The organism is Phenylobacterium sp., from assembly GCF_016793225.1.
Taxonomy (GTDB): Bacteria; Pseudomonadota; Alphaproteobacteria; order Caulobacterales; family Caulobacteraceae; genus Phenylobacterium.
The window spans coordinates 1-22,438 of the sequence record NZ_JAEUMN010000132.1 but is presented as its reverse complement, the minus strand read 5'-3'; the positions used below and the strand labels follow the sequence as shown (position 1 = coordinate 22,438).

General features: G+C 72.0%; 20 protein-coding genes and 1 tRNA gene. 12 read left to right on the top strand and 9 right to left on the bottom strand.

Annotated elements, in window-relative coordinates; genetic code table 11:
* Nucleotides 1-5: 5 nt before the first annotated feature.
* Nucleotides 6-752 carry an aminoglycoside N(3)-acetyltransferase gene (locus tag JNK30_RS15400; RefSeq protein ID WP_293483457.1) on the bottom strand — a complete coding sequence of 249 codons (747 nt, stop codon included), beginning with the start codon at nucleotides 750-752 and terminating at the stop codon, nucleotides 6-8.
* A 2-nt stretch (nucleotides 753-754) separates the two neighbouring features.
* The gene (locus JNK30_RS15395; protein ID WP_293483455.1) at nucleotides 755-1,048 is read right to left on the bottom strand and encodes a DUF1330 domain-containing protein; all 294 of its coding nucleotides are present in this window, start codon (nucleotides 1,046-1,048) and stop codon (nucleotides 755-757) included.
* Between the two features lie 118 nt (nucleotides 1,049-1,166).
* Between JNK30_RS15395 and JNK30_RS15390 the strand changes: the two genes are divergently transcribed.
* The 4 genes from JNK30_RS15390 to JNK30_RS15375 all read left to right on the top strand — a co-directional run bounded on the left by JNK30_RS15390 (nucleotide 1,167) and on the right by JNK30_RS15375 (nucleotide 5,424).
* Nucleotides 1,167-2,690, top strand: coding sequence for a carboxylesterase family protein (locus JNK30_RS15390; protein WP_293483453.1), 1,524 nt, complete (start codon nucleotides 1,167-1,169; stop codon nucleotides 2,688-2,690).
* 86 nt (nucleotides 2,691-2,776) lie between these two features.
* Entirely contained in the window at nucleotides 2,777-3,241 is a 465-nt protein-coding gene (locus JNK30_RS15385) for a BLUF domain-containing protein (RefSeq protein WP_293483451.1), read from the top strand.
* Between the two features lie 79 nt (nucleotides 3,242-3,320).
* Nucleotides 3,321-5,171 carry a DNA helicase RecQ gene (gene recQ, locus JNK30_RS15380; RefSeq protein ID WP_293483449.1) on the top strand — a complete coding sequence of 617 codons (1,851 nt, stop codon included), beginning with the start codon at nucleotides 3,321-3,323 and terminating at the stop codon, nucleotides 5,169-5,171.
* A 112-nt stretch (nucleotides 5,172-5,283) separates the two neighbouring features.
* Entirely contained in the window at nucleotides 5,284-5,424 is a 141-nt protein-coding gene (locus JNK30_RS15375; protein ID WP_293483447.1) for a hypothetical protein, read from the top strand.
* An 18-nt stretch (nucleotides 5,425-5,442) separates the two neighbouring features.
* On the opposite strand, the gene JNK30_RS15370 is transcribed toward JNK30_RS15375, so the two are convergent.
* Nucleotides 5,443-7,677: a TonB-dependent receptor gene (locus JNK30_RS15370; protein ID WP_293483445.1), complete on the bottom strand. Its 2,235-nt coding sequence runs from the start codon at nucleotides 7,675-7,677 to the stop codon at nucleotides 5,443-5,445.
* 187 nt (nucleotides 7,678-7,864) lie between these two features.
* Nucleotides 7,865-10,303 carry a DNA topoisomerase (ATP-hydrolyzing) subunit B gene (gene gyrB, locus JNK30_RS15365; protein ID WP_293483443.1) on the bottom strand — a complete coding sequence of 813 codons (2,439 nt, stop codon included), beginning with the start codon at nucleotides 10,301-10,303 and terminating at the stop codon, nucleotides 7,865-7,867.
* A gap of 322 nt (nucleotides 10,304-10,625) precedes the next feature.
* Here gyrB and JNK30_RS15360 point away from each other — a divergent pair, with 322 nt between their 5' ends.
* Complete coding sequence (locus tag JNK30_RS15360) at nucleotides 10,626-11,792, top strand: TonB family protein (RefSeq protein WP_293483490.1); 1,167 nt, start codon at nucleotides 10,626-10,628, stop codon at nucleotides 11,790-11,792.
* Nucleotides 11,793-11,953: 161 nt separating this feature from the next.
* The gene (locus JNK30_RS15355) at nucleotides 11,954-12,433 is read left to right on the top strand and encodes a Crp/Fnr family transcriptional regulator (RefSeq protein ID WP_293483441.1); all 480 of its coding nucleotides are present in this window, start codon (nucleotides 11,954-11,956) and stop codon (nucleotides 12,431-12,433) included.
* Here the strand turns inward: JNK30_RS15355 and JNK30_RS15350 are convergent.
* From JNK30_RS15350 to recF, 3 genes are all read right to left on the bottom strand, one after another.
* Nucleotides 12,402-13,205, bottom strand: coding sequence for a metallophosphoesterase family protein (locus tag JNK30_RS15350; RefSeq protein WP_293483439.1), 804 nt, complete (start codon nucleotides 13,203-13,205; stop codon nucleotides 12,402-12,404). The two genes, JNK30_RS15355 and JNK30_RS15350, sit on opposite strands and share 32 nt — an antisense overlap.
* 83 nt (nucleotides 13,206-13,288) lie before the next feature.
* Complete coding sequence (locus tag JNK30_RS15345) at nucleotides 13,289-14,137, bottom strand: alpha/beta hydrolase (protein WP_293483437.1); 849 nt, start codon at nucleotides 14,135-14,137, stop codon at nucleotides 13,289-13,291.
* A 61-nt stretch (nucleotides 14,138-14,198) separates the two neighbouring features.
* The gene (gene recF / locus JNK30_RS15340; RefSeq protein ID WP_293483435.1) at nucleotides 14,199-15,335 is read right to left on the bottom strand and encodes a DNA replication/repair protein RecF; all 1,137 of its coding nucleotides are present in this window, start codon (nucleotides 15,333-15,335) and stop codon (nucleotides 14,199-14,201) included.
* Between the two features lie 156 nt (nucleotides 15,336-15,491).
* On the opposite strand from recF, the gene JNK30_RS15335 reads away from it, so the two are divergent.
* Nucleotides 15,492-16,304 carry an isocitrate lyase/phosphoenolpyruvate mutase family protein gene (locus JNK30_RS15335; RefSeq protein WP_293483433.1) on the top strand — a complete coding sequence of 271 codons (813 nt, stop codon included), beginning with the start codon at nucleotides 15,492-15,494 and terminating at the stop codon, nucleotides 16,302-16,304.
* A 31-nt stretch (nucleotides 16,305-16,335) separates the two neighbouring features.
* Entirely contained in the window at nucleotides 16,336-19,215 is a 2,880-nt protein-coding gene (gene polA, locus JNK30_RS15330) for a DNA polymerase I (protein WP_293483431.1), read from the top strand.
* Between the two features lie 15 nt (nucleotides 19,216-19,230).
* On the opposite strand, the gene JNK30_RS15325 is transcribed toward polA, so the two are convergent.
* On the bottom strand, nucleotides 19,231-19,980 hold the full coding sequence (locus JNK30_RS15325; protein WP_293483429.1) for a metallophosphoesterase family protein: 750 nt from the start codon (nucleotides 19,978-19,980) through the stop codon (nucleotides 19,231-19,233).
* A gap of 10 nt (nucleotides 19,981-19,990) precedes the next feature.
* Nucleotides 19,991-20,066: transfer RNA gene (locus tag JNK30_RS15320), tRNA-Ala, on the bottom strand.
* A 132-nt stretch (nucleotides 20,067-20,198) separates the two neighbouring features.
* On the opposite strand from JNK30_RS15320, the gene JNK30_RS15315 reads away from it, so the two are divergent.
* From JNK30_RS15315 to JNK30_RS15300, 4 genes are all read left to right on the top strand, one after another.
* A complete protein-coding gene (locus JNK30_RS15315) occupies nucleotides 20,199-20,516 on the top strand; it encodes a YggT family protein (protein WP_293483427.1) in 318 nt (105 codons plus the stop codon).
* Between the two features lie 4 nt (nucleotides 20,517-20,520).
* Nucleotides 20,521-20,796 (top strand): DUF167 family protein, encoded by a 276-nt coding sequence (locus JNK30_RS15310; protein WP_293483488.1) that lies wholly within the window; start codon nucleotides 20,521-20,523, stop codon nucleotides 20,794-20,796.
* Nucleotides 20,797-21,014: 218 nt separating this feature from the next.
* Nucleotides 21,015-21,365, top strand: a complete 351-nt coding sequence (locus tag JNK30_RS15305) for a BON domain-containing protein (RefSeq protein WP_293483425.1) — start codon at nucleotides 21,015-21,017, stop codon at nucleotides 21,363-21,365.
* A gap of 16 nt (nucleotides 21,366-21,381) precedes the next feature.
* Entirely contained in the window at nucleotides 21,382-22,131 is a 750-nt protein-coding gene (locus tag JNK30_RS15300) for a Sir2 family NAD-dependent protein deacetylase (protein ID WP_293483424.1), read from the top strand.
* Nucleotides 22,132-22,438 lie beyond the last annotated feature (307 nt).

Genomic DNA, 22,438 nt, shown 5'->3' with positions numbered 1-22,438 from the left:
GCCGCTCACGACGCGCGGACGAGGTTGTCCGCCATCCAGCGCACGCTGAAGTCCACGAGGTCACGGGCGTCGAGGAGCTCGGAGGCGGCGTCGCCCACCCGGCCGCGGGCGCCGGCGCCGGTGGCCAGATAGGCGTCCAGGATCAGCTTGAAGTAGTCCTCGCCGTCCCAGGCCACGATGCCGTCGCTGTCGTCGAGGCAGGCGACGGTGCGCCGCACCGGTCCGCCGGGGGCGGCGACCCAGCGCTCGCGGACCACGCGGCGCTTGTCGGGGACCGGCGCGAGGTACTCGGCGTAGTGCATGAGGGTCACCGTGTCCGGGTCGGCGCCCAGGCGCAGGACCGCGCCGTCCAGCGCCACCAGCCGCGCCAGGGGCGAGCCGGGGCCGAAGTAGTCGTCCCAGGGCGCGTCCTGCAGCAGGGCGCCCGCGAGACCGCCGCGGGCGCCGAAGCGGCCTTCCGGATTGTCGGTGACGATCGTGCCCCGCGCCGTACGGAACGCCTCGGCGAGGCGCCCGACGTCCGGATCGACGGGGCTGGTCAGGGGATCGAACGGCTCTGGGCCGTCCGCAGAGCCCATCACCATCAGGAGCCCGCCGTCGGGGCCGACGGCCTTGTCGAGCGCGGCCACGACGCCGGCCGCGCCGCCCGCCACGGGTCCGATCCGACGCAGCGACGCATGCACCATGACGGCCCGGCCCGGCGCGACGCCCAGCCGGGCGAGGTCGGCGGCGACGTCGTCCGGCGTCCGCAAGCTCAGCCCTCGTAGCCGTCGACGATGTAGACGCGGCTGGTGGAGGTCGCCTCCCGGATCGGCAGGATCGCGCGGTACTCGGGGGACTCGCGCCACGCGCGGGCGGCGGCGCGGCTCTCGAAGCGCAGGACCACCAGCCGTTCGGGCGGCGTGGGGCCGTCGACCGGCTCGGGCGCGCCGCCGCGCACCACGTAGGCGCCGCCGTACTTCGCCAGGATCGCGGGGACCTGGCTCGCATAGGTCTGGAAGCGCTCGGGCTCGGTGACGACGATCTCGTTGATGACGTAGGCGACCATTCCGCGACGGTAGAGCGAGTTCGGGCCGGGATGAACCTCGGGGCGGATCGGCCACGACACAATCGCGCAACAGCCGGCGGCTAGTCGGGGACAAAGACCACCTTCTCCGGGGGGAGACATGATCCGTCGCACCGTGGCCGCCCTGGTGGCCCTCGGCCTGGCCGTCGCGCCGCTGGCCGCGTGGGCCCAGGCGCCCCAGGCCTACCAGCCGCCGTCCGCCGCGCCCGCCGGGGAGCCGGTCACGCTGAAGATCCGGCAGGGGTCGCTGAAGGGCGCCCGCGCGGACGGGGTCGACCACTTCTACGCCATTCCCTTCGCGCCGCCGCCGGTGGGCGACCTGCGCTGGCGCCCACCGGGCGCGGCCCCCACCTGGACCGGCGCGCGCGACGCCACCAAGGCCCCGCCGAGCTGCCAGATGGTGGAGGATTGCCTCTACCTGAACGTGGTGCGCCCCGCGGGCGCGAAACCGGGCGCCAAGCTGCCGGTCATCGTCTGGATCCACGGCAGCGCGTTCCGGGTCGGCCAGGCGATCGGCGCGTTCGGCGCCGACACCGAGGGGACCGAGTTCGCGAAGAAGGGCGTCATCGTGGTGGGCGTGAACCACCGCCTGGGCCGCGCCGGCTGGTTCGCCCACCCGGCGCTCAGCCGGGAGCCGGGGCTGACCGCCAACTACGGCAACATGGACCAGATCGCCGGCCTGAAGTGGGTGAAGGCCAACATCGCCGCCTTTGGAGGGGACCCGGGCAACGTGACCGCGGTGGGCGAGAGCGCCGGGGCCATGTCGATCCTGAACATGATGATCTCGCCGGAAGCCCGCGGCCTGTTCCAGAAGGCGGTCGTGGAGTCCGGTTTCGCGCGGACCGAGCCGACGCCGCGCGCCGAGGCCGAGGCCAACGGGCTGAAGCTGGCCCAGGCCGCCGGGGTCACGGGCGACGGGCCCGAGGCGGCGGCGGCCCTGCGCAGGCTGCCGCTTTCGGCGCTGGCGGGAAGCGGCGGCGGCGTCACCGCGCCGGGGCGGCCGTTCCCGATGATGGACGGCCGGCTCTACGTCGAGACCGTGATCTCGGGCTTCCGGGCCGGACGGCAGATGAAGATCCCGCTGATCATCGGGGGCACGTCCAACGAGGCCAGCCTGACGCGGCCCACCGCGGCCATGTTCGACGCCCTGCCCGCCGACCGGCGAGAGGCGATCCTGAAGGTGTTCGATCCGCAGGGCTCGGGCGACAAGGGGCGGGTCATCAACGACCTCGTCACGGTCAGCACGATCACCGAGCCCGACCGGGCCCTGGCGCGGCTGCACGCCAAGGCCGGGAACCCGACGTGGCTGTTCTACTTCTCGTACGTCCCGGCCGCCGAGCGCGCGCGCAAGCCCTATGGCGCGGGCCACGTGGACGAGGTGCGCTTCGTCTTCGGCCAGCCGCGCGCGCGCTTCGCGCCCGAGGATCTGCCCCTCACCGAGGCCATGAACGCCTACTGGGCCAACTTCGCCAGGACGGGCAGTCCCGGCCAGGCCGCGGGGGTGACCTGGCCCCGCTTCGACCTGGCCGACGAGCGCCAGATCGAGTTCGGCGCGGAAGGGCCGCAGCCGCGCAGCCATTTCCAGAAAGCCTGGCGCGACTACGTGGAGGCCGGGGCCCGCTAGACTGTCCGGCCCCGGAAGCGTGTGAGATTAGCTGAATCTTGAACCTTCGGGGTGATGCTGGCGGTTCAGTAACAGCGTGAACCCCCATGCAGCAGATTTCAGGCGCCCGAACGCTCCACAGGCTCATCTACTGCAGTCGGCAGCGCATCGCGCCGCACGACCTCGACCATGAGGTGGGCGAGATCATCCGCGCCTCGATCCGGAAAAATCGCGAGGTGAACCTCACCGGCCTGCTGCTCGTGCACCAGGGCTACTTCGTGCAGTCGCTGGAGGGGCCGGCCGAGGCGGTGCTGACGACCTATCGCCGGATCAACGACGACCCGCGCCACGCGGAGTGCAAGGTGCTGTCGGCCGGCCCGGCCGGCGCGCGCGAGTTCGGCGACTGGAACATGTGCGCCCGCGGCATGAGCGCGGCGGACGACGCCATCCTGCGGACACTGGGCCAGCGCGAAACCTTCACGCCCGAGAGCCTGTCGGCCCGCGCCGCCCTTCGGCTGCTCAAGACCGTTCGCGGAATCCAATCCCGCACCCAGCTCCGCGCCATGCTCTGAGCGGTCCTCCACAGGAAGCTCGGGACCAAAACCGGAACGGCGGCTGGCGCCTCAGGACGGAGCGCGCCATAACCGGCCCATGAGCGCAGTCCTCGCCGAGGCCGAGCCGCGGCCCATGGAGGCCGCCCGCGACGTTCTGCGGCGCGTGTTCGGGCACGAGGCGTTCCGCGGCCTGCAGGCCGACGTGATCGCCGAGGTGCTGGCGGGCCGCAACGCCCTGGCGGTGCTGCCCACGGGCGGCGGCAAGAGCCTCTGCTACCAGATCCCGGCGCTGGTCCGGCCCGGCCTGGGGCTGGTGGTCTCGCCGCTGATCGCGCTGATGACCGACCAGGTGGCGGCGCTGGTGCAGTCGGGCGTGGCCGCCGCCCGGCTGGATTCCATGATCGACCTGGACGAGCGCGCCGAGACTTGGCGGCGCATCGAGGCCGGCGCGCTGGACCTGCTGTACGTCTCGCCCGAGGGCCTGATGCAGCCGGCCATGCTGGACCGGCTCTCCCGGACCCCGCTCTCCATCGTCGCGATCGACGAGGCGCACTGCGTCAGCCAGTGGGGCCACGACTTCCGGCCCGAGTACCGGATGCTGGGCCGCCTCGCCGAGCTGTTCCCGGGCGTGCCCCGGCTCGCAGTGACGGCGACGGCCGACGCCCGGACACGGGAGGACATCCGCGCCGAGCTTCGCCTGCAGGACTCGGCCGAATTCGTGGCCAGCTTCGCGCGGCCCGAGCTCATCCTGTCGGCCGAGCGCAAGCGCGGCTCGGCCGAGAAGCGGGTGGTCGAGCTGGTCACCGCGCGCGCCGGCCGATCGGGCGTGGTCTACGCCGGGTCGCGCGAGAAGACCGAGACCCTGGCCCAGTCGCTGCGGGACGCCGGCGTCGACGCCCTGGCCTACCACGCGGGCCTGGAGAAGCGGCTGCGCGCGGACCGGCTCGAACAGTTCCTGGAGGCTGACGCCGCGGTGATGGTGGCCACCATCGCCTTCGGCATGGGCGTGGACAAGCCGGACGTCCGGTTCGTGATCCATGCCGACCCGCCGGCCTCGATCGAGGCCTACTGGCAGGAGGTGGGCCGCGCCGGACGCGACGGCGAGCCCGCCGAGGGCATCACCCTCTACGGCGCCGCGGACATGGCCTGGGCCTACCGGCGGCTGGCCGAGCGCGACGTGGACGATAGCGTCAAGCAGACCCAGGCGCGGAAGGTCCGTCAGCTCTACGCCATGCTGGACGGCGTCTCGTGCCGGGCCGCGGCGGTCCGGCGCTACTTCGGCGAGGAGGGGGTCGAGGCCTGCGGGCAGTGCGACCTGTGCACCGGCGCCGTTGAGACCGAGGACGCCACGGTGGCGGCCCAGAAGGCGCTGTCGGCGGCGCACCGGCTGGGCGGCCGCTTCGGGCGCGGCCGGCTGGTGGACCACCTGCTCGCGCGGACCAAGGACCCGTCGGCCTGGGAAACCGGGCTGTCCACCTGGGGCATCGGGCAGGAGCTTTCGGCCGCGCAGTGGAAGGACCTGACCGAGCAGCTCGTCTTCGAGGGGCTGCTGCGCGAGACGCCGAACGACGGGCGGCCGCTGGTGGGCCTCGGCGACGCCGACGCCGTGCGGGCGGTGTTCCGCGGGGAGCGGCCGGTGCTGATGCGCAAGGCGGCGGCCGGCGAAGAGCGCGGCGCCCGCGGCCGGGGCCGCAAGGGGCGCGAGGCCATGGCGGTCCAGGCGGCGGACCGGCCGCTGTTCGACGCCCTGCGCGCCTGGCGCGCCGCCGAGGCCAAGGCCCAGCACGTGCCGCCCTACGTCATCTTCCACGACCGCACCCTGGCCGAGATCGCCTCGGCGCGGCCCGGCGGCCGCGCGGCCCTGGCGGGGCTCAACGGCGTCGGCGAAGCCAAGCTCGCCCACTACGGCGCGGCGGTGCTCGAGGTGGTGGCGGGGTTTGTCGCCTGACGCCGGAGACTGGCTGCGCTCAACGCGCACGAGCGCCGCTTTCCCCCGCGAGCGGGGGAATATTGCGGGGAATTAAGCTGCAGCTTGGGGACGGCCGAATTATCAGCCGCCCATGAGCCAGTTGCGTAAGCCCCTCCTCGGCCTGATGGCCGCCCTCATCGCCCTCTTCGCCACGGTGATCCTGACGAGCAGGACCGGCGCCGGACACGACTCCGCCGTGGCGGAACGCGCCGCCCTGGGCCCGCGGGCCTGAGCGGCGCGGCTCCGGGCGTCAGAACTTCGCCTTCACCTCCGCGCCCAGGATGCGCGGGTCGTTCACGAAGCCGGTGAGGTTGTTGAAGTCGATGCCGCCTTCCAGGCTGCGATCGTTGGTGATGTTGCGCCCGAAGAGCGCCGCCTCCCACATGCCGCCCGGCGCGCGGTAGCCCAGCCGGACCCCGCCTTCCAGCAGCTTGTCGTCGGTGAACTCGACCGACTGGTAGAGGAAGAAGTTGATCTTCGAGCGGTAGGCCCAGTCGGTGAAGACGAAGATCTCGCCCTCGCCCATCGGCCAGGAGTAGCCGGCGGTGATGTTGGCGATCCACTTGGGCGCGTTCGGCAGGCTGTTGCCGTCGATGCGCACCGTGCCGGCGATCGGGCCGGCCGGGTCCAGCACCGTGCAGGGCGCGCCGCAGGGCTGGGTGAACAGGGCCGGATCGTCGATCTCGGTGTTGTTGTACGACAGCCCGGCGGTGATCAGCAGCCGGTCCACGGGCTCGGCCTCGGCGTTGAACTCGAAGCCGTAGCCGGTGGCCTTGTCGGCGTTGAGCAGGCGGTTGAAGTTGGCCCCGCCGCCCACGGCCGTCACCTGCAGGTCGTTGGCCCGGTAGTAGAAGACCGAGGCGTCGTAGCGGATGCGGCCGCCGGCGCGGCCCTTCAGCCCCGCCTCGTAGGACATCACCGTCTCCTTGTCGGCCACCGAGAGGGTGTCGCCGAACACGAGGCGGCCCTGCACGGACGGCGCCCGGTAGCCGCGGGCGATCCGGCCGTAGAGGTTGAGGTCGTCGTTCACCGCATAGCTGGCGTTGAGGTTGAAGCTGACCTCGCTGGCGTCGGGGCTGGTGCGCAGGATCGCGGTCGGCGGCGCGCCGAAGGGCGAGCGGGTGCGCTGGGCCAGGAAGTCCTTGTCGTCGTCCGAGTAGCGGATGCCGCCGCCCACGGTCAGCTGGTCGGAGACCTCGTAGTCGAGGTTGGCGAACAGCGCCCAGCTTTCGGTCTTCTGGTTCTGGTAGGCGAAGCCGTCGATGGCGCCGCCCGCCAGGGTGTTGAAGCTGTAGCTGTCGATCTTGATGCTTTCGTTGAAGTAGTAGAACCCGACCGTGTAGCCGAGCGGGCCGCTGTCGCCGGCCAGGCGGAACTCCTGGCTGAACTGGCGGTGGAACGGGACGCCGTCGGCGCTCTCGGACGGGAACGGGATCACGCCGGGGCCCGAGGGCGGGGCGAACGCCGCGCCGAAGCCGCCGTCGATGTCGCCGCGCGAATAGGTGTCCACCATCTCGTAGGCGGTGATCGAGGTGAGCTCGGGCATCCCCTCGCCGAAGTCGTAGGCGACCTTCAGGCTGGCGCCCGACGACTGCACCTTCTGGATCGCCCGGCTCTGGGCGTCCTGGCTGATGGTGTCGCGGTCGAAGCCGGGGACGAAGTTGTTGGTCCCGCGCTGGATGATGTTGGCCCGGAACACCCGCGGCGTACCGTTCAGGTGCTGGTAGTGAAGGTTCAGCAGGGCCGAGAGGGACTCGTTGGGCGTCCACAGCAGCTGGCCGCGGAAGGCGTACTGGTTGTAGCCCTCGCTGTCGTTGTCGCCAGGGACGCGGGTGTTGTCGACCCAGTCGTCGCGGTGCTGGTAGAGGCCCGACAGGCGGAAGGCGAGCACGTCGGGGATGATCGGCCCGCCGACCGCGCCTTCCAGGTTGATCGTCGAGAAGGTGGCGTAGGACGCGCTCGCGTAGCCGCCGAACGTCTGGCTGGGCTTGGCGGAATCGAACTTCAGCACGCCCGCCGGGGTGTTGCGGCCGAAGAGGGTGCCCTGCGGCCCGCGCAGCACTTCCACCTGGTCGATGTCGAAGAGCGGGAAGCCCTTCAGGACCGGCGTTTCCAGTACGACCTCGTCGTAGACGAACGAGACCGGCTGGCTGGCGTTGAGGTCGAAGTCGGTGTTGCCGAGGCCGCGGATATAGGGGCGCGGGAAGGTGCGGCCGAAGCTGGACTCGAGCGTCAGGCTGGGCACGCGGGCCGAGAAGACGCGGATGTCGCCGCCCGACGAGCGGATCGCGTCCAGCTTCTGGCCGCTGACGGCGGTGACCGAGAGCGGCACCTCGTTGATGTTCTCGGCCTTCTTCTGCGCCGTGACGATGACCTCGCCGACGTCGGTGACGTCGTCGGCGGCGGCCGCGGTGACGGCGAAGGCGAGTGTGGCGGCGGAAGCGCCGGCGGCCAGCAGGGCCCGCAGGGCGGTGGAACGCGTCATGAGAGAGATCCCCAGAGGAGTGGGCGGCGATTGCGACTCGCCTCTGGGACTCCCAGCTACACCACCCGGGGCTCAAGCGCCGCCGTTCGCCGGACACTGTCACACGATCGTCGCCGCTGCGTGATCATGGAGCCACAGTCACGGCCGGGGCGCCCAAAATCTCGGCGCTTCCGCGACGATCAGCGACTTAGACGTCGACCTCGGCGTCGAGGGCGTTTTCCTGGATGAACTCGCGGCGGGGCTCGACCAGGTCGCCCATCAGGCGGGTGAACATGTCGTCGGCGTCGTCGGCGTGGTTCACCTTCACCTGCAGGAGGGTGCGGGCCTCGACGTCCAGCGTGGTCTCCCAGAGCTGCTCGGCGTTCATCTCGCCCAGGCCCTTGTAGCGCTGGATGGAGAGGCCCCGGCGGCCGTTGTCCATCACCGCGTTCACCAGGTCGAGCGGGCCACGGACCTTCGACGTGCGGTCGCGGCGCGTGAAGGTGGCCACGCCCGAGAAGGTCTCGCTCATCCTGGCCGCGCGCTCGGCGAGGCGCCGCGCGTCGGCGGCGTGCAGCAGCAGGTCGTCCAGCACGAGTTTCTCGGAGACGCCGCGCTTGATCCGGCTGAAGGCGTAGCCGCCCCCGGCCGCGGGCTCGCCGGTCCAGGCGCCGTCGCCTTCCTCGGCATAGAGATCGAGCCGCCGGGCGGCCGCGGCCACGTCCTCGGCGTTGCCCAGCAGGCCCGCCAGCGCCGCCTGCTCGATGGCGAAGGCCGGCGCGCGGGCGGCCAGGCGCTCGATGTTGGCCTTGGCCGCGCGCGACTGCTGCACCAGGGCCAGGAGGTCGGCGCCGGTCATGCGCGTGCCGTCGGCGAGGTCCAGCGTCGCGCCGTCGACGCCCTCGTCGATCAGGTAGACCTCGAGCTCGGCGTCGTCCTTCAGGTAGCGGACGGACTTGCCCTTGGACGCTTTGTAGAGCGGCGGCTGGGCGATGTAGAGGTAGCCCTTCTCGATCACCTCCGGCATCTGCCGGTAGAAGAAGGTGAGCAGCAGGGTCCGGATGTGGGCGCCGTCGACGTCGGCGTCCGTCATGATGACGATCTTGTGGTAGCGCAGCTTCTCGATATCGAACTCGTCGCGGCCGATGCCGGCGCCGAGCGCCATGATCAGCGTGCCCACCTGCTCGGACGACAGCATCTTGTCGAAACGGGCGCGCTCGACGTTCAGGATCTTGCCGCGCAGGGGCAGGATCGCCTGGTTCTCGCGGTTGCGCGCCTGCTTGGCCGAGCCGCCGGCGGAATCGCCCTCCACCAGGAAGATCTCGGACTTGGCCGGGTCCTTCTCGGAGCAGTCGGCGAGCTTGCCGGGCAGGCTGGTGATGTCGAGCGCGGACTTGCGGCGCGTGAGCTCGCGGGCCTTGCGCGCGGCCTCGCGGGCGGCGGCGGCCTCGGCGATCTTCTGCACGATCATCTTGGCTTCGTTCGGGTGCTCTTCGAACCAGGTCGCGAGCCCCTCGCCCACCAGTCCCTCAACCGCCGGGCGCACCTCGGAGCTGACCAGCTTGTCCTTGGTCTGCGACGAGAACTTGGGATCGGGCACCTTGACCGACAGCACGCAGGTCAGGCCCTCGCGGGCGTCCTCGCCCGAGACGCTGACCTTCTCGCGCTTCGCCGCGCCCGAACTCTCCGCGTAGTTGGTGATGATCCGGGTCAGGGCCGAGCGGAAGGCCGCCAGGTGCGTGCCGCCGTCGCGCTGCGGGATGTTGTTCGTGAAGCATAGGACGTTCTCGTGGTAGCCGTCGTTCCACCAGAGCGACATGTCGACCTCGACCGACTCGCGGCGGCCCCGGATCACGATCGGCTGCTTGATGAGCGGGGTCTTGGCCTTGTCGAGGTGGCGCACGAAGGCCTCGATGCCGCCCTCGTAGCTCATGACCTCCTCGAACGGCTCGGCGCCGCGCAGGTCCTTCAGCCAGATGGTCACGCCCGAGTTCAGGAACGCCAGTTCGCGCAGGCGGTGCTCCAGGGTCTTCAGGTCGAAGTCGATGAACTTGAAGGTGTCGAGCGAGGGCAGGAAGGTGACCTCGGTGCCGGTCAGCGGCTCGCCGTTCTCGCGGAGCGGCGAGTCGCCGGTCACCACGAGCGGCGAGACCGCGTCGCCGAGACGGAACTCCATCTCGTGGACCTTGCCGTTGCGATGGATCTTGAGCTTCAGAAAGTCGGAGAGCGCGTTCACGACCGACACGCCCACGCCGTGCAGGCCGCCCGAGACCTTGTAGCTGTTCTGGTCGAACTTACCGCCCGCGTGCAGCTGGGTCATGATGACCTCGGCCGCCGAGACGCCCTCGCCCTCGTGGATGTCGGTGGGGATGCCGCGGCCGTCGTCGGTGACCGTGCAAGAGCCGTCGGCGTTGAGGATCACCTCGACCCGCGTGGCCCAGCCCGCCAGCGCCTCGTCGATGGCGTTGTCCACCACCTCGTAGACCATGTGGTGCAGGCCCGAGCCGTCGTCGGTGTCGCCGATGTACATGCCCGGGCGCTTGCGGACGGCGTCCAGCCCCTTCAGGACCTTGATGGACTCCGCGCCGTACTCGGCCGCGCCGTTGCCGCCATTCCCGGTCTCGGGGGTCTCGCTGTCTTCGCTCATCACGCGTCCGGTTGAATCCGCCCGGAACGCCCACCTGGACGCCCGGCCCGATCCGATAGAGGGGTTGAGGGCGCCGCCCGCAGGATGAAGAGGCGCCGCCGCCGGCCGTTCGCGGGCCGATTCTCGTTGTGGAATATAGGGGTTCCCGGCGCCTTATGCACCTCCCGCGTACGCGTGCGCGCGCGAAGGTTTTGAGTTCCCGTAGTTCGACGATAGGTTCAATGCAGGGCGTGAAGGGCGGGGGCGCAACTTGGCGAGGTGGCTGCTGGCGGCTCTGATCCTCGCGCCTTGCGCGGCGGTCGCCGCGGATCGGGTCGCGACTGTGGTCGAGCCTGACTGGGCGGAGCTCCCCTCGCCAGAGCTTCTGTCCGCCAACTATCCCAAGGCGCCTCTGCTGCTCGAGATCGAAGGTTTGGCGCAGATCAGCTGCGACGTGGACGAGAGGGGTCGGCTGAGCGGCTGCAGCGTGGACCGGGAGGTCCCCGCAGACCTGGGCTTCGGCGTCGCGGCCATTCGGATGAGTTCCAGCTTCCGGATGAAGCCAAGACTGTTCGCCGGCGTGCCTGTGTCGGGCGGGACCGTTTGCATTCCTGTCCGCTTCACGCTTCCGCCGCGCAGCGATGCCCGGCGGCCGGCGGGACCTCCGTCGGCGGAGGCCCTCCGGGCCGTTGACGCCCTCGAGCTGGCGCCATTGTTTCTCGCCTCTCTCGACGCAGACCTGACGGCTCTGGAACAGGACGACGGCGCAGCGACGCCCAAGGCGTCCCGGGCGGCGGCGTCCGCTGCGCTTCGGCGGGCGATCGAGGCGCGGAAATCCGGGGCGCGCGACGCCCTCGCGCAGGCCATGACGGCGGACCTCTCCAGAGACGAGATCATGGCGTTCCACGACTTTGCGGGATCGCCCGGCGCCGCGGTGCTCCAGCGAAGCGGAGAGGAGGTCGCCGCGGCGATCACGCGCGCCGTGCCGCGCATGTCGGACCTGATCGGCGCGGAGGTGAGCCGGACGCTCTGCGGCCGCGAAACGTGCGACGGAGCCGGCCTGCCGCTGCAGCCCCCCTCATCCGGAGCCTCCGCCCCGGTCGCAGAACAGGCGCCGTCACCCGCGGTCCAGGCCGCACGGGAGCTCATGGCGGCGCTGGATCCGATAAAGCAGATGGAACCCGGGATTGGGGTGCAACTCGCGAGGCTGAAGGCCGCCTCGGAAACCGGCGACCCTGTCTCGAAGATGACGGCCGAACTGGTGGAGAAGGCGCTCCGCCGCGTCCTGGCCGATCTCGTAGACGAGGCCGCCGTGGCCCTCGCGGCGAGCTCGCGCGAGGACGACATCCGGGCCGCGACGGCCTTCATTACGGCCCCGGCCGCGCGCCGGATAGCGTCGAGCGGCCCGGACGCACCCGGTCTCAGCTCGTTCGCCTCCGAGATCGCCGCGGCGGCGCGCACGACATACTGCCAGGACCACGATTGCACCAGGCCGCCGCCACCTCGCTGACCGGCCGACGCCTGCCGCCAGGCTGAGGTCGATGCCGCTCCATCCCGCCAGACCCATGAGCTGGCGCGTCGGCGCCCAAAACGCAGGCAGGGCGCGGGCGACGGGGGCTCCAGGGCGGGTTTGACGCGCGAGACGCGGCGGAGGTCGTCTATGGCTTGGCCATGTCCGCGGAACTGCTCGACCTCTGCGGCGACCTTCCGGTCGTCGACTTCGCCCCCGGCGAGGCCCTGCTCGACGAGGGACAGACGTCGGGCCGCCTCTATGTGCTGATCGGGGGCGAGGTCGAGATCGTGAAGGGCGACTTCCAGATCGACGTGGTGACCGAGCCCGGCGCCATCTTCGGCGAGATGTCGGTGCTTCTGGCCGCGCCGCACATGGCGACGGTCCGGGCGGTGACCCCCTGCCGCGCCTACCGGTCGACCGAGGGCGAGGCGTTCCTGCGGTCGCACCCCGAGATCGCCTATCACCTGGCCCGCGTGCTGGCGCAGCGGCTGAACGGGGTGACCGGCTACCTCGTGGACCTCAAGCGTCAGTTCGAGGGCGAGCGCAGCCACCTGGGCTTCGTCGACGAGATCCTGGAGACCCTGGTGCACAACCAGGGACCGGCCTTCACGCCGGGCTCGGACCGGGACCCGGGATAGCGGGCGCCCACGCGGGGAGGCCCGCGAGCGACTCCACGGGCCGTGACAGAGGCGCGTCCAGGCGCACGATCTCGGCGCCGGCGAGCGAGAACCAGGCGGCGGCGGGCTGGGCGGTGTCGAGGATCACGTGCGCCGGTTCGGGGCCAATCTGCTGGCCGGCGTTGAAGACCCAGGTGTCGCCGATGCGGTCGACCCACGAGCCCTCGCGCTTGAACGGGGCCTGGTGGATGTGGCCGCAGAGCACGATGTCGGGGCGGTAGAGCTCGATCCAGGCCGAGAGGTCGGCGTCGCCCCACGACCGGCGGCCGTCCCAGCTGGTGGGCGAGTCCGCGGGCGGCGCGTGATAGACCCAGATCCAGGGCCGGCGGGACGCGGCGGCGTCGCGCGCCAGCTGGTCTGCGATCCGCCCGCGGGCGGCCGGCCCATCCCACCAGGGGCAGATGGTCACCCGGGCCGCGTCCAGCTCCAGGGTGTCGCCGTCGGTGGGCACGCCGAGGCGGCGCACCCGCTCGATCCAGGCCGGGATCCGCTCCCCGGCGGCGTCCCGCCGGTCCAGGTCGTGGTTGCCGGACGAGACGACCAGGCGCGTCGTGCGCGCCAGCCGCTGCAGGTACTTGAGGATCACCACCACCTGCACATTGCCGTCCAGGCTGCTGGAGATGTCGAGGTGGTCGCCCGCGATGACCACGAGGTCGAACGCCGGCGCGGCGGCGGCCGTCCAGTCATACTGCTTCAGCGCATAGTGCAGGTCTGAGACCAGCAGGATCCGCATCGCCCTCCCCAGCGAACGCGGGGCCCGAACCCCGGCGCGGACGCTGGGGCCGCGCCGGCCACGGCGTCAATCGGGCGGCCCGCTCAGGCCGCGGGCGCCGCCAGATGCTGCAACAACAGGCGATTGATCGCGTCCGGGACCTCGTCGGTGAGGAAATGACCGGCGCCTTCGATCACCTCGAACCGGTAGGGGCCGGTGACGAAACCGGCGGTGGCCTCTGCGGCCATCCGGCCCACCGTGGCGTCGGCGTCGCCCCAGACGTAGAGCGTGCGGGCGGCGACGCGCGGGACGTCGGCCGCGCGCAGCGAGCCGGCGCCGGCGCGGTACCAGGCCACGGCGGCTTCGAGGGCGCCCGGCGGCGCCAGGGTGTCGATGTAGGCCTGCGCCGTGGCGGCGGGGACGCCGGCGCCGGCGAACATGGCCCGCAGCCCGGCGAAGTCGTCCGCGCGCATCGCGGCCACGGTGGCGTCGTCCTGCAGCGCCTTGTGATGCCCGGACCGCTGCGCCTGCTGCGGGTCGCCGGCGAAGGCGCGGGCGAACGCGGCGGGGTGCGGCCGCGAGAGGACGGCGAGGCTCAGGACCCGCTCGGGCGCGCGCACCGCCGTCAGCCAGGCGATCTGGCCGCCCCAGTCGTGGCCCACGAGGTGGAAGCGGGCATGCCCCAGGGCGTCCATCAGGGCGAGCGCGTCGCCGACGATGAGGTCGGCGGCATAGGCCGCGACGCCGTCGGGCCGCGCGCCGGCCGAGTAGCCGCGCTGGTCCGGCGCGACCGCGCGGAGGCCGGCCGCCGCGAGCGCAGCCCCCTGCGAACGCCAGGCCGCCCGCGACTGCGGGAAGCCGTGCAGCATCAGGACGGGCGCGCCGTCGTCGGGGCCGTAGAGGTCGACGGTGAAGTCGAGCTGGCCGGCGCGAAGGGTTCGGGTGTCGGGCATGGACCGAGCGTAGGCGCGGCGATCCGCGTCCGCCAGGGCGTGGGGCGCGAGGCGGGCCTGGCTAGCTGGCGACCGTCAGCCCGGAGGGCTCCACCCTGAAGCCCTGCGCCCGGCCGGCCAACCCGGCGAACAGCATCTCGTCCGTGCCCGTTAGGAACGCCTGCAGGCCCAGGGCCTCGATCTCGTCGAACAGCGCGGCGCGGCGGCGGGCGTCGAGGTGGGCGGCGACCTCGTCCAGCAGGAGGATCGGGGCGGGCGCCTCGGCGCGGGCGAGCCGGGCGGCCTGGGCGAGCACCAGGTTCAGGATCAGCGCCTTCTGCTCGCCTGTGGAGCACTCCGCCGCCGCACGGTCCTTCTCGGCGTGCACGACGGCGAGGTCGCCGCGGTGCGGCCCGGTGAGCGCGCGGCCGGCGGCGGCGTCGCGCTCGCGGGCGGCGGCCAGGGCGCGGGCCAGCCGCGCTTCGATCTCGGCGAAGTCCGCCCCCTCCCCCGCCATCCGTTCCCAGTCGCCGGTGAGCGACAGCCGCGCCTGCGGGAAGGGCCGCTCGCCGCGCGTGGCGATCTCGGCCGCCAGCGCCGCCAGGGTGCGCGCCCGCGCCTCGGCCATCAGGGTTCCGGACTCGGCCAGCCGGGCCTCCAGCGCGTCGAGCCAGGCGGCGTCGGCGGGGCCGTCGGTGAGCAGGCGCATGCGCTCGCGGAGCGCCTTCTCGTAGGCCTGGACGTGGACCGCGTGCTGGGGCTCGGCGGCGAACACCAGCCGGTCGAAGAAGCGGCGACGGTCCGCCGCGCCCTCCAGGAACAGCCGGTCCTGCGCCGGCGTCAGCCACACCTGGCGCACATGTTCGGCGAGCCGTCCGGGGGGCGCCGGCTCGCCCTCGACGCGGACCACGCGTCGCGCGGCTCCCGGCTGCTCGACGCCGGTGCCGAGCCGGACCTCGTCGCCGCCGGCGCGCACGCTCACCGACACCGCCCAGGCGCGGCCCGCCGCCTCGCCCGGCAGCCTGCGGCCCACCTCGGCCAGGGCCGACCCGCGGAGGCCGCGGCCGGGGATCAGGAAGCTCACCGCTTCCAGCAGGTTCGTCTTGCCCGCCCCGTTCGGGCCCGCCAGCCAGACGGGACGCCCGTCGAGCGCCAGCTCGGCGCCCGCGTAGCTGCGGAAGTCCGTCAGGGAGAGGCGGGTCAGGGCCGTCGCGGTCACCGCGGCGTCTTAGCGGGTTTCCGCCGGATCCGGGAACAGCAAGGGACCCGGCGGCGGCGGGCCTCCGGCGCCGTTGAGGTCCGGATTCCGCCAGCGGATGTCACAGGCGTAGCCATATCTGCGTCCTGGCCGCACAGACGAGACGAGGAACGACACATGGACCAGGCCGCCAAAGCCCGAGCCTTCCACGAACTGCACCAGGGCCCCGAGGTGCTGGTGCTCGCCAACGTGTGGGACGCAGCGTCCGCCGCCACCGTGGAGGCGGCCGGGGCCAAGGCGCTCGCCACCTCCTCGGCCGCCGTGGCCTGGGCGCACGGCTACGCCGACGGCGACGTGCTGGCCGTGGAGACCACCTGCCGCGTGGTGGCCGAGATCGTGAGGATCACCGACCTGCCGGTGAGCTGCGACTTCGAAGGCGGCTTCACCGACGACCTGGGCGTCCTCGCCGACAACATCAGGCGGGTGATCGACGCCGGCGCGGTGGGGATCAACTTCGAGGACGGCGGCCGCGACCCGGAACTGCACGCGCGCAAGGTCGCCGCCGCCCGCGCCGCCGCGGGGACGGCCGGCGTCGACCTCTTCATCAACGCGCGGACCGACGTCTACCTGCGCCAGCTCGCGCAAGGCGACGCGGCCGAGGCGGAGGCCATCCGTCGGGGCCGGCTCTACGCCGACGCCGGCGCCAGCGGGGTGTTCACGCCCGGCGCCGCCGATCCCGAGCTGATCCGGCGGCTGGCGGCGGCGCTGCCGCTGCCTCTGAACGTCATGGCCTGGCCCGGCGTCCCCGATGCGGCGACCCTGGCGAGCCTCGGCGCACGGCGCCTCTCGGCCGGCACGGGGACGTTCCGCGCGGCGTTCGCCGCCCTGGCGAAGTCGGCGGCGGCGTTCCTGGAGACCGGCGACGTCCACGGCCTGGGGGCCGCCGGCGACGGCGCGCCGGCGCTGCAAAAGCGGTTCTCGGGCGGGTGACCTCGGCGCACCGGCCGCCTATCTTGCGCCGATGACCGAAACGCTCGACGCCGAGACCGCGGCGCTGCCCGACACCCCCCGCGACGCCACGCAGGACGGCCCCGCGATCCGCCTGTACCTGGTGGACGGCTCGGGCTTCATCTTCCGCGCCTTCCACGCGCTGCCGCCGCTGACGCGGAAGTCCGACGGCCTGCCCACCGGGGCGGTCGCCGGCTTCTGCAACATGATCTGGAAGCTGCTGGTGGACATGAAGGCGCAGCCCGACGCGCCGACCCACCTGGCGGTGGTGTTCGACAAGTCGGAGGTCACGTTCCGAAACAAGTTGTACGACCAGTACAAGGCCCATCGGCCGCCGCCGCCCGAGGACCTGGTCCCGCAGTTCCCGCTGGTGCGCGAGGCCACGCGCGCGTTCGGCGTGCCCTGCCTGGAACTGGGCGGCTACGAGGCCGACGACATCATCGCGGCCTATGCCTGCAAGGTGCGCGACCTGGGCGGCGAGGTGGTCATCGTCTCGTCCGACAAGGACCTGATGCAGCTGGTGGGCGACCGGGTGTCGATGCTCGACACCATGAAGAACGTGAAGATCGGCCCCGACCAGGTGATGGAGAAGTTCGGCGTTCCGCCGAGCCGCGTCGTCGATGTGCAGGCCCTTTGCGGCGATTCGGTGGACAACGTGCCGGGCGCGCCGGGCATCGGCATCAAGACCGCCTCCGCGCTGATCAACGAGTACGGCGACCTCGAGACGCTCCTTTCGCGGGCGACCGAGATCAAGCAGGAGAAGCGCCGCCAGACGCTGATCGAGTACGCCGACCAGATTCGGCTCTCGCGCCAGCTGGTGCAGCTGGACTGCGACACGCCGCTGCCCGAGCCGATCGACGACCTCGCGGTGCGCGACCCGGACGCCGGCGTGCTGCAGGCCTTCCTCGAGCAGATGGAGTTCCGCACCCTGTCGCGGCGGGTCAGCGAGGCCATCGCCCCCGGGCGCGAGGCGGGCGTGGCCGCGGTGATGGCCGAGATCAAGGCCGCCGGGCCGACGGCGCCGACGCACGAGGCCATCGACCACGCCGTCTACGAATGCGTGCGCGACGAGGCGGCGCTCGAGGCCTGGATCGCGCGGGCCTACGAGACCGGGATCGTGGCGTTCGACACCGAGACGGACGCGCTGGGCGCCTTCCAGTCGAACCTCTGCGGGATCTCGCTGGCCGTCGCGCCGGGCCAGGCCTGCTACATCCCGGTGGGCCACGCGGGCGAGCATGAGGGCGGCCTGGCGCTGGACGCCCCGGCCGACCTGCAGCAGGTCGCGCAGGACGTCGCCCTCGCCCGGCTGAAGCCGCTGTTCGAGGATCCGTCGGTGCTGAAGGTGGCGCAGAACGCCAAGTACGACATGGCGGTGCTGGCGCGGCACGGCATCCGCGTGTCGCCCATCGACGACACCATGCTGCTGGCCTTCGCCCTGGAGGGGGGCCTGCACAACAAGTACGGCATGGACGAGCTCAGCAAGCGCGTCCTCGACCACGAGCCGATCCCGTACAAGCAGGTGGCCGGGACCGGAAAGGCCCAGAAGAGCTTCAAGCACGTGGACCTGGCCGCGGCGACCGCCTACGCGGCCGAGGACGCCGACGTGACGATCCGGCTGTGGGAACACCTGAAGCCGCGGCTCGCGCACGAGCGGATGGCGACGGTCTACGAGCGCTTCGAGCGGCCGATGCCGGCGGTGCTGGTCGGCATGGAGATGGAGGGGATCAAGGTCGATCCCGAGATCCTGAAGCGGCTCTCCCACGACTTCTCGGTGCGCATGGTCGAACTGGAGGCCGAGGCGCACCGCGTCGCCGGACGTCCCTTCAACCTGGGCTCGCCGAAGCAGATCGGCGACATCCTGTTCAAGGAGATGGGCATCGCCTCGGGCAAGACCACCGCCACGGGCGCGCAATCGACGGACGCGTCCCTGCTGGAGGACCTGGCGGCCCAGGGCCACGAGCTGCCGCGCATCCTGCTGGACTGGCGGCAGCTGTCGAAGCTGAAGGGCACCTACACCGACAACCTGGTGGATGCGATCCACCCCCAGACGGGCCGCGTGCACACCAGCTACAGCCTGGCGGCCGCCACCACCGGCCGCCTCGCCTCCACCGATCCCAACCTGCAGAACATCCCGATCCGCACCGAGGAGGGCCGCAAGATCCGCAAGGCCTTCATCGCCGAGCCGGGACACGTGCTGATCAGCGCCGACTATTCGCAGATCGAGCTGCGCCTACTGGCGCACATCGGCGACATCCCGCAGCTGAAGCGGGCGTTCGCCGAGGGCCTCGACATCCACGCCATGACCGCCTCCGAGATGTTCGGCGTGCCCGTCGAGGGCATGCCGGCCGACACCCGCCGGCGGGCCAAGGCGATCAACTTCGGCATCGTCTACGGCATCTCGGCCTTCGGCCTCGCCAACCAGCTGGGCATCCCGCGCGAGGAGGCCGGCGCCTACATCAAGACCTACTTCGAGCGCTTCCCAGGGATCCGCACCTACATGGACCGCCAGATCCAGCAGGTGCGCAGCCAGGCCTTCGTCACCACCATCTTCGGCCGCAAGGTCCACATCCCGGCCGCGCGCGGGAAGAGCCAGGCCGAGCGCAGCTTCGCCGACCGCGCGGCGATCAACGCGCCGATCCAGGGCGCGGCGGCCGACGTCATGCGCCGCGCGATGATCCGCATGCCGCAGGCGCTGCTCGACGCGGGGCTCAAGGCGAAGATGCTGCTCCAGGTGCACGACGAACTGGTGTTCGAGGCGCCGGAGGCGGAGGCCGACCGGGTCATCGCGGTGGCCAGGCAGGTGATGGAGCGCGCCGCCGAGCCCGCCGTCTCGATCAGCGTGCCCCTGGTCGTCGAAGCGCGCGCCGCCGCCAACTGGGACGACGCGCACTGAGGCGTCGGGGCCCGCCTACGCGGCGACCTGCAGGAAGCGGCGGGTCTCGCCCTCCAGGCGCACGGCGGTGAGCACGCCCGTGAAGTAGACGCCCGTATCGACGTTGATGCGGTTGGCCTTGACCTCGGGCCGCCCCGGCGCGGGCGTGTGTCCGTGGACCACGACCTTTCCGAAGTCGTCGTCGCAGTCGAGGAAGGCGTGGCGGATCCACATCAGGTCGCGCGGAGACTGCGCGGCGAGCGCGACGCCCGGCCGGACGCCCGCGTGCACGAAGTGGTAGTCGCCGATGGTGCGGGACAGCTCCAGTCCGCGCAGGAAGCCGCGGTGCGCGTCCGGGACCGCGGCGGCGAAGCGCGCCCGGGCCTCGGCGCAGGCGCGAACGTCGTCGGGATCGGGCGCGGCCACGCCGTAGGACTTCAGCGTCTCCCGGCCCCAGCTGCCGATCCAGGCCGGCGCGAAGGCGGGCTCGTCGAGGAACCGCAGCATCGCCTCCTCGTGATTGCCGCGGAGCGGCGCGGCCTCGACGTCGGCGCGGCCCGCGAAGGCCAGCACCAGGTCCATGGCTCCACGGCTGTCGGGCCCCCGGTCCACGTAGTCGCCCACGAACACCACCACCGGCCGCTCCGCCGGCCGGCTCGCCTCGGCGTCGCGCACGATGTCGGCCAGCAACCGCTCCAGCGCCCCGGCGTAGCCGTGCACATCGCCCACCGCATAGACGAGCCGGCCCCCGGTGGAGGGCGGTGATGGTGTCCGTCGGTCTGTCACGGAAGGTTCCTGGTGGAGCCGAGGGGAGTCGAACCCCTGACCTCCTCATTGCGAACGAGGCGCTCTACCAACTGAGCTACGGCCCCAGGAAGGCGCGGAATAAGTCGATTGCGGGCGCTCCTGTCAAGCGGCCACGCCGGGCCGGGCGACGAACGGCCAACTTTGTCGCGGCGGCAAACCCGGCTAGAAGCAGCCCCCGAAGGCCATAGGACCCGTCCATGATCGCAATCATCCAGTTCGTCTTCTTCGTGGCGAGCGGCCTCCTCGAGTTCATCAAGTGGGCGATCATCATCAGCGCCGTGCTGTCGTGGCTGGTGGCGTTCAACGTGCTGAACATCCGCAACCAGTTCGCCTACAACGTCGTGCGGTTCCTCGACGCGGTGACCCAGCCGGTCCTGCGCCCCTTCCAGCGGCTGATCCCGCCGCTCGGCAGCGTCGACATCAGCCCGATCGTGGCGATCCTGGTCATCGTGGGCGTGCAGCGGTTCATCCTGCCGGCCCTGGCGAACTTCCTCATTGGCGTCGTCGCCGTCTGAGCCCCTGCGCCTGACGGTGCGCGTGACGCCAAAGGGCGGGCGCGACGCCGTCGACGGGTGGAGCGTGGACGAAGCCGGACGGCCGGTCCTGCGGCTGCGGGTCTCGGCCGCGCCGTCCGAGGGGGCCGCCAACGCCGCGGCGACGGCCCTCGTCGCCCGCGGGCTGGGCGTGCCGAAGTCGGCGGTGCGGGTGGTCGCCGGCCAGACCGCGCGGCTGAAGCGCCTCGAGATCGACGGCGTGACCGCGGACGACGTCGCGCGGGCCTTCGGCGCCCCCTGACGCGGAACCCGCGGCCCCTGACCCGGTTTAGAGGCTGATCGCCCGGCCGTTCCCCTTGTGGGTCGAGGGCGACCACGATCGGCCCGGCCCGCACCCCCCTGGCATCCCCCCGACCGAGGCCGGGCCGATCCCCCCTCCGAACCGTCGAGACCAGCCCCGCGGAACGCCTCGCGCCCGCGCCTGTTCTGTGATTGCGTAGCTTGCCGAGGAGCACACCGATGACCGACGCTGGACCTCATTCCGGGAAGGGCCCGCGGACGTGGGTCCGCACCGACGAGCGCCTGTGCGAGGAGGTGTCCGAGCGGCTGATGGAGGACCGGCTGATCGACGCGAGCGAGGTGGAGATCTCGGTGGCGGACGGGACCGTCACCCTCACCGGGCACGTCCCGGGCGCCTCGGACGTGACGCACGCCGAGATGCTGGCCCGGCAGACCCCGGGCGTGACGGCTGTGATCAACCGCCTTGTCGTCCAGGCGGGCCCCCGGGCCGTCGAACGGCTGGGCGAGCCGAACCCGTACGATCACTATGAAGGCCGATGGGGGCGGTGGGTCCCGCCCGTCATCACCTGACGACAACGGAGCCGCGATGCCGAGCCGAGCCCATCTTGCCCGCCTGATCGCCGACGCGCGGCGCATGGTGGTGTTCACCGGCGCCGGCATCTCCACGGAGAGCGGCATCCCCGACTTCCGCAGCCCCGGCGGCGTCTGGAGCAGGATGAAGCCCATCTACTTCCAGGACTTCGTGGCCAGCGAGGAGCGGCGCCGCGAGGCGTGGGAGCGCGCGTTCGGCGGCCGCGCGGGCTGGGTGGGCCGCGAACCCAACGCGGGCCACCACGCGGTGGCGCGGCTGGTCGCGTCCGGCAAGTGCGCCGCGGTCATCACCCAGAACGTCGACAACCTGCACCAGGCCTCGGGCGTGCCGGCCGACAGGATCATCGAGCTGCACGGCAACGCCAGCTACGCCACCTGCCTGGAGTGCGGCGAGCGGCACGAGCTCGACGAGCTGAAGACGCTCTACGAGGCGACGGGAGACCTGCCGGCGTGCCGGTCCTGCAGCGGGATCGTGAAGACCGCGACCATCTCGTTCGGGCAGGCGATGCCGGCCGAGCCCATGGCGCGCGCCGAGGCGGAGACGCTGGCCTGCGACCTGTTCCTCGTGCTGGGCTCGTCGCTGGTGGTCTATCCGGCGGCGGGCTTTCCGGTGCTGGCGAAGAAGAACGGCGCGATGCTGGCGATCGTCAACCGCGAGCCCACCGACATCGATCCCTACGCGGACCTGGTGCTGCACGACGAGATCGGCCCCGCGATGAGCGAGGCGACGTCCGCGAATTCGTGACCCGGGCCGGCCCCACCCCCTCTCGCTTCGCGAGCTCCCCCACGGGGGGAGCATGCTCTGTGAGGTCCCCCCCGCCGGGGGAGGTCCGGCGGCGCGGAGCGACGGCGGGGAGGGGGTGTCCGCCCCGGCGTGTCTGCAGATACCCACCCCCTCTCGCTTCGCGAGCTCCCCCAGGGGCGAGCATGAGCGGAGGGTCCTCCCCCGCTGGGGGAGGTCCGGCGGCGCGGAGCGGCGGCGGGGAGGGGGTTTCCACCCCGGTGTGTCCGCAAACGCCCACCCCCTCTCGCTTCGCGAGCTTCCCCAAGCG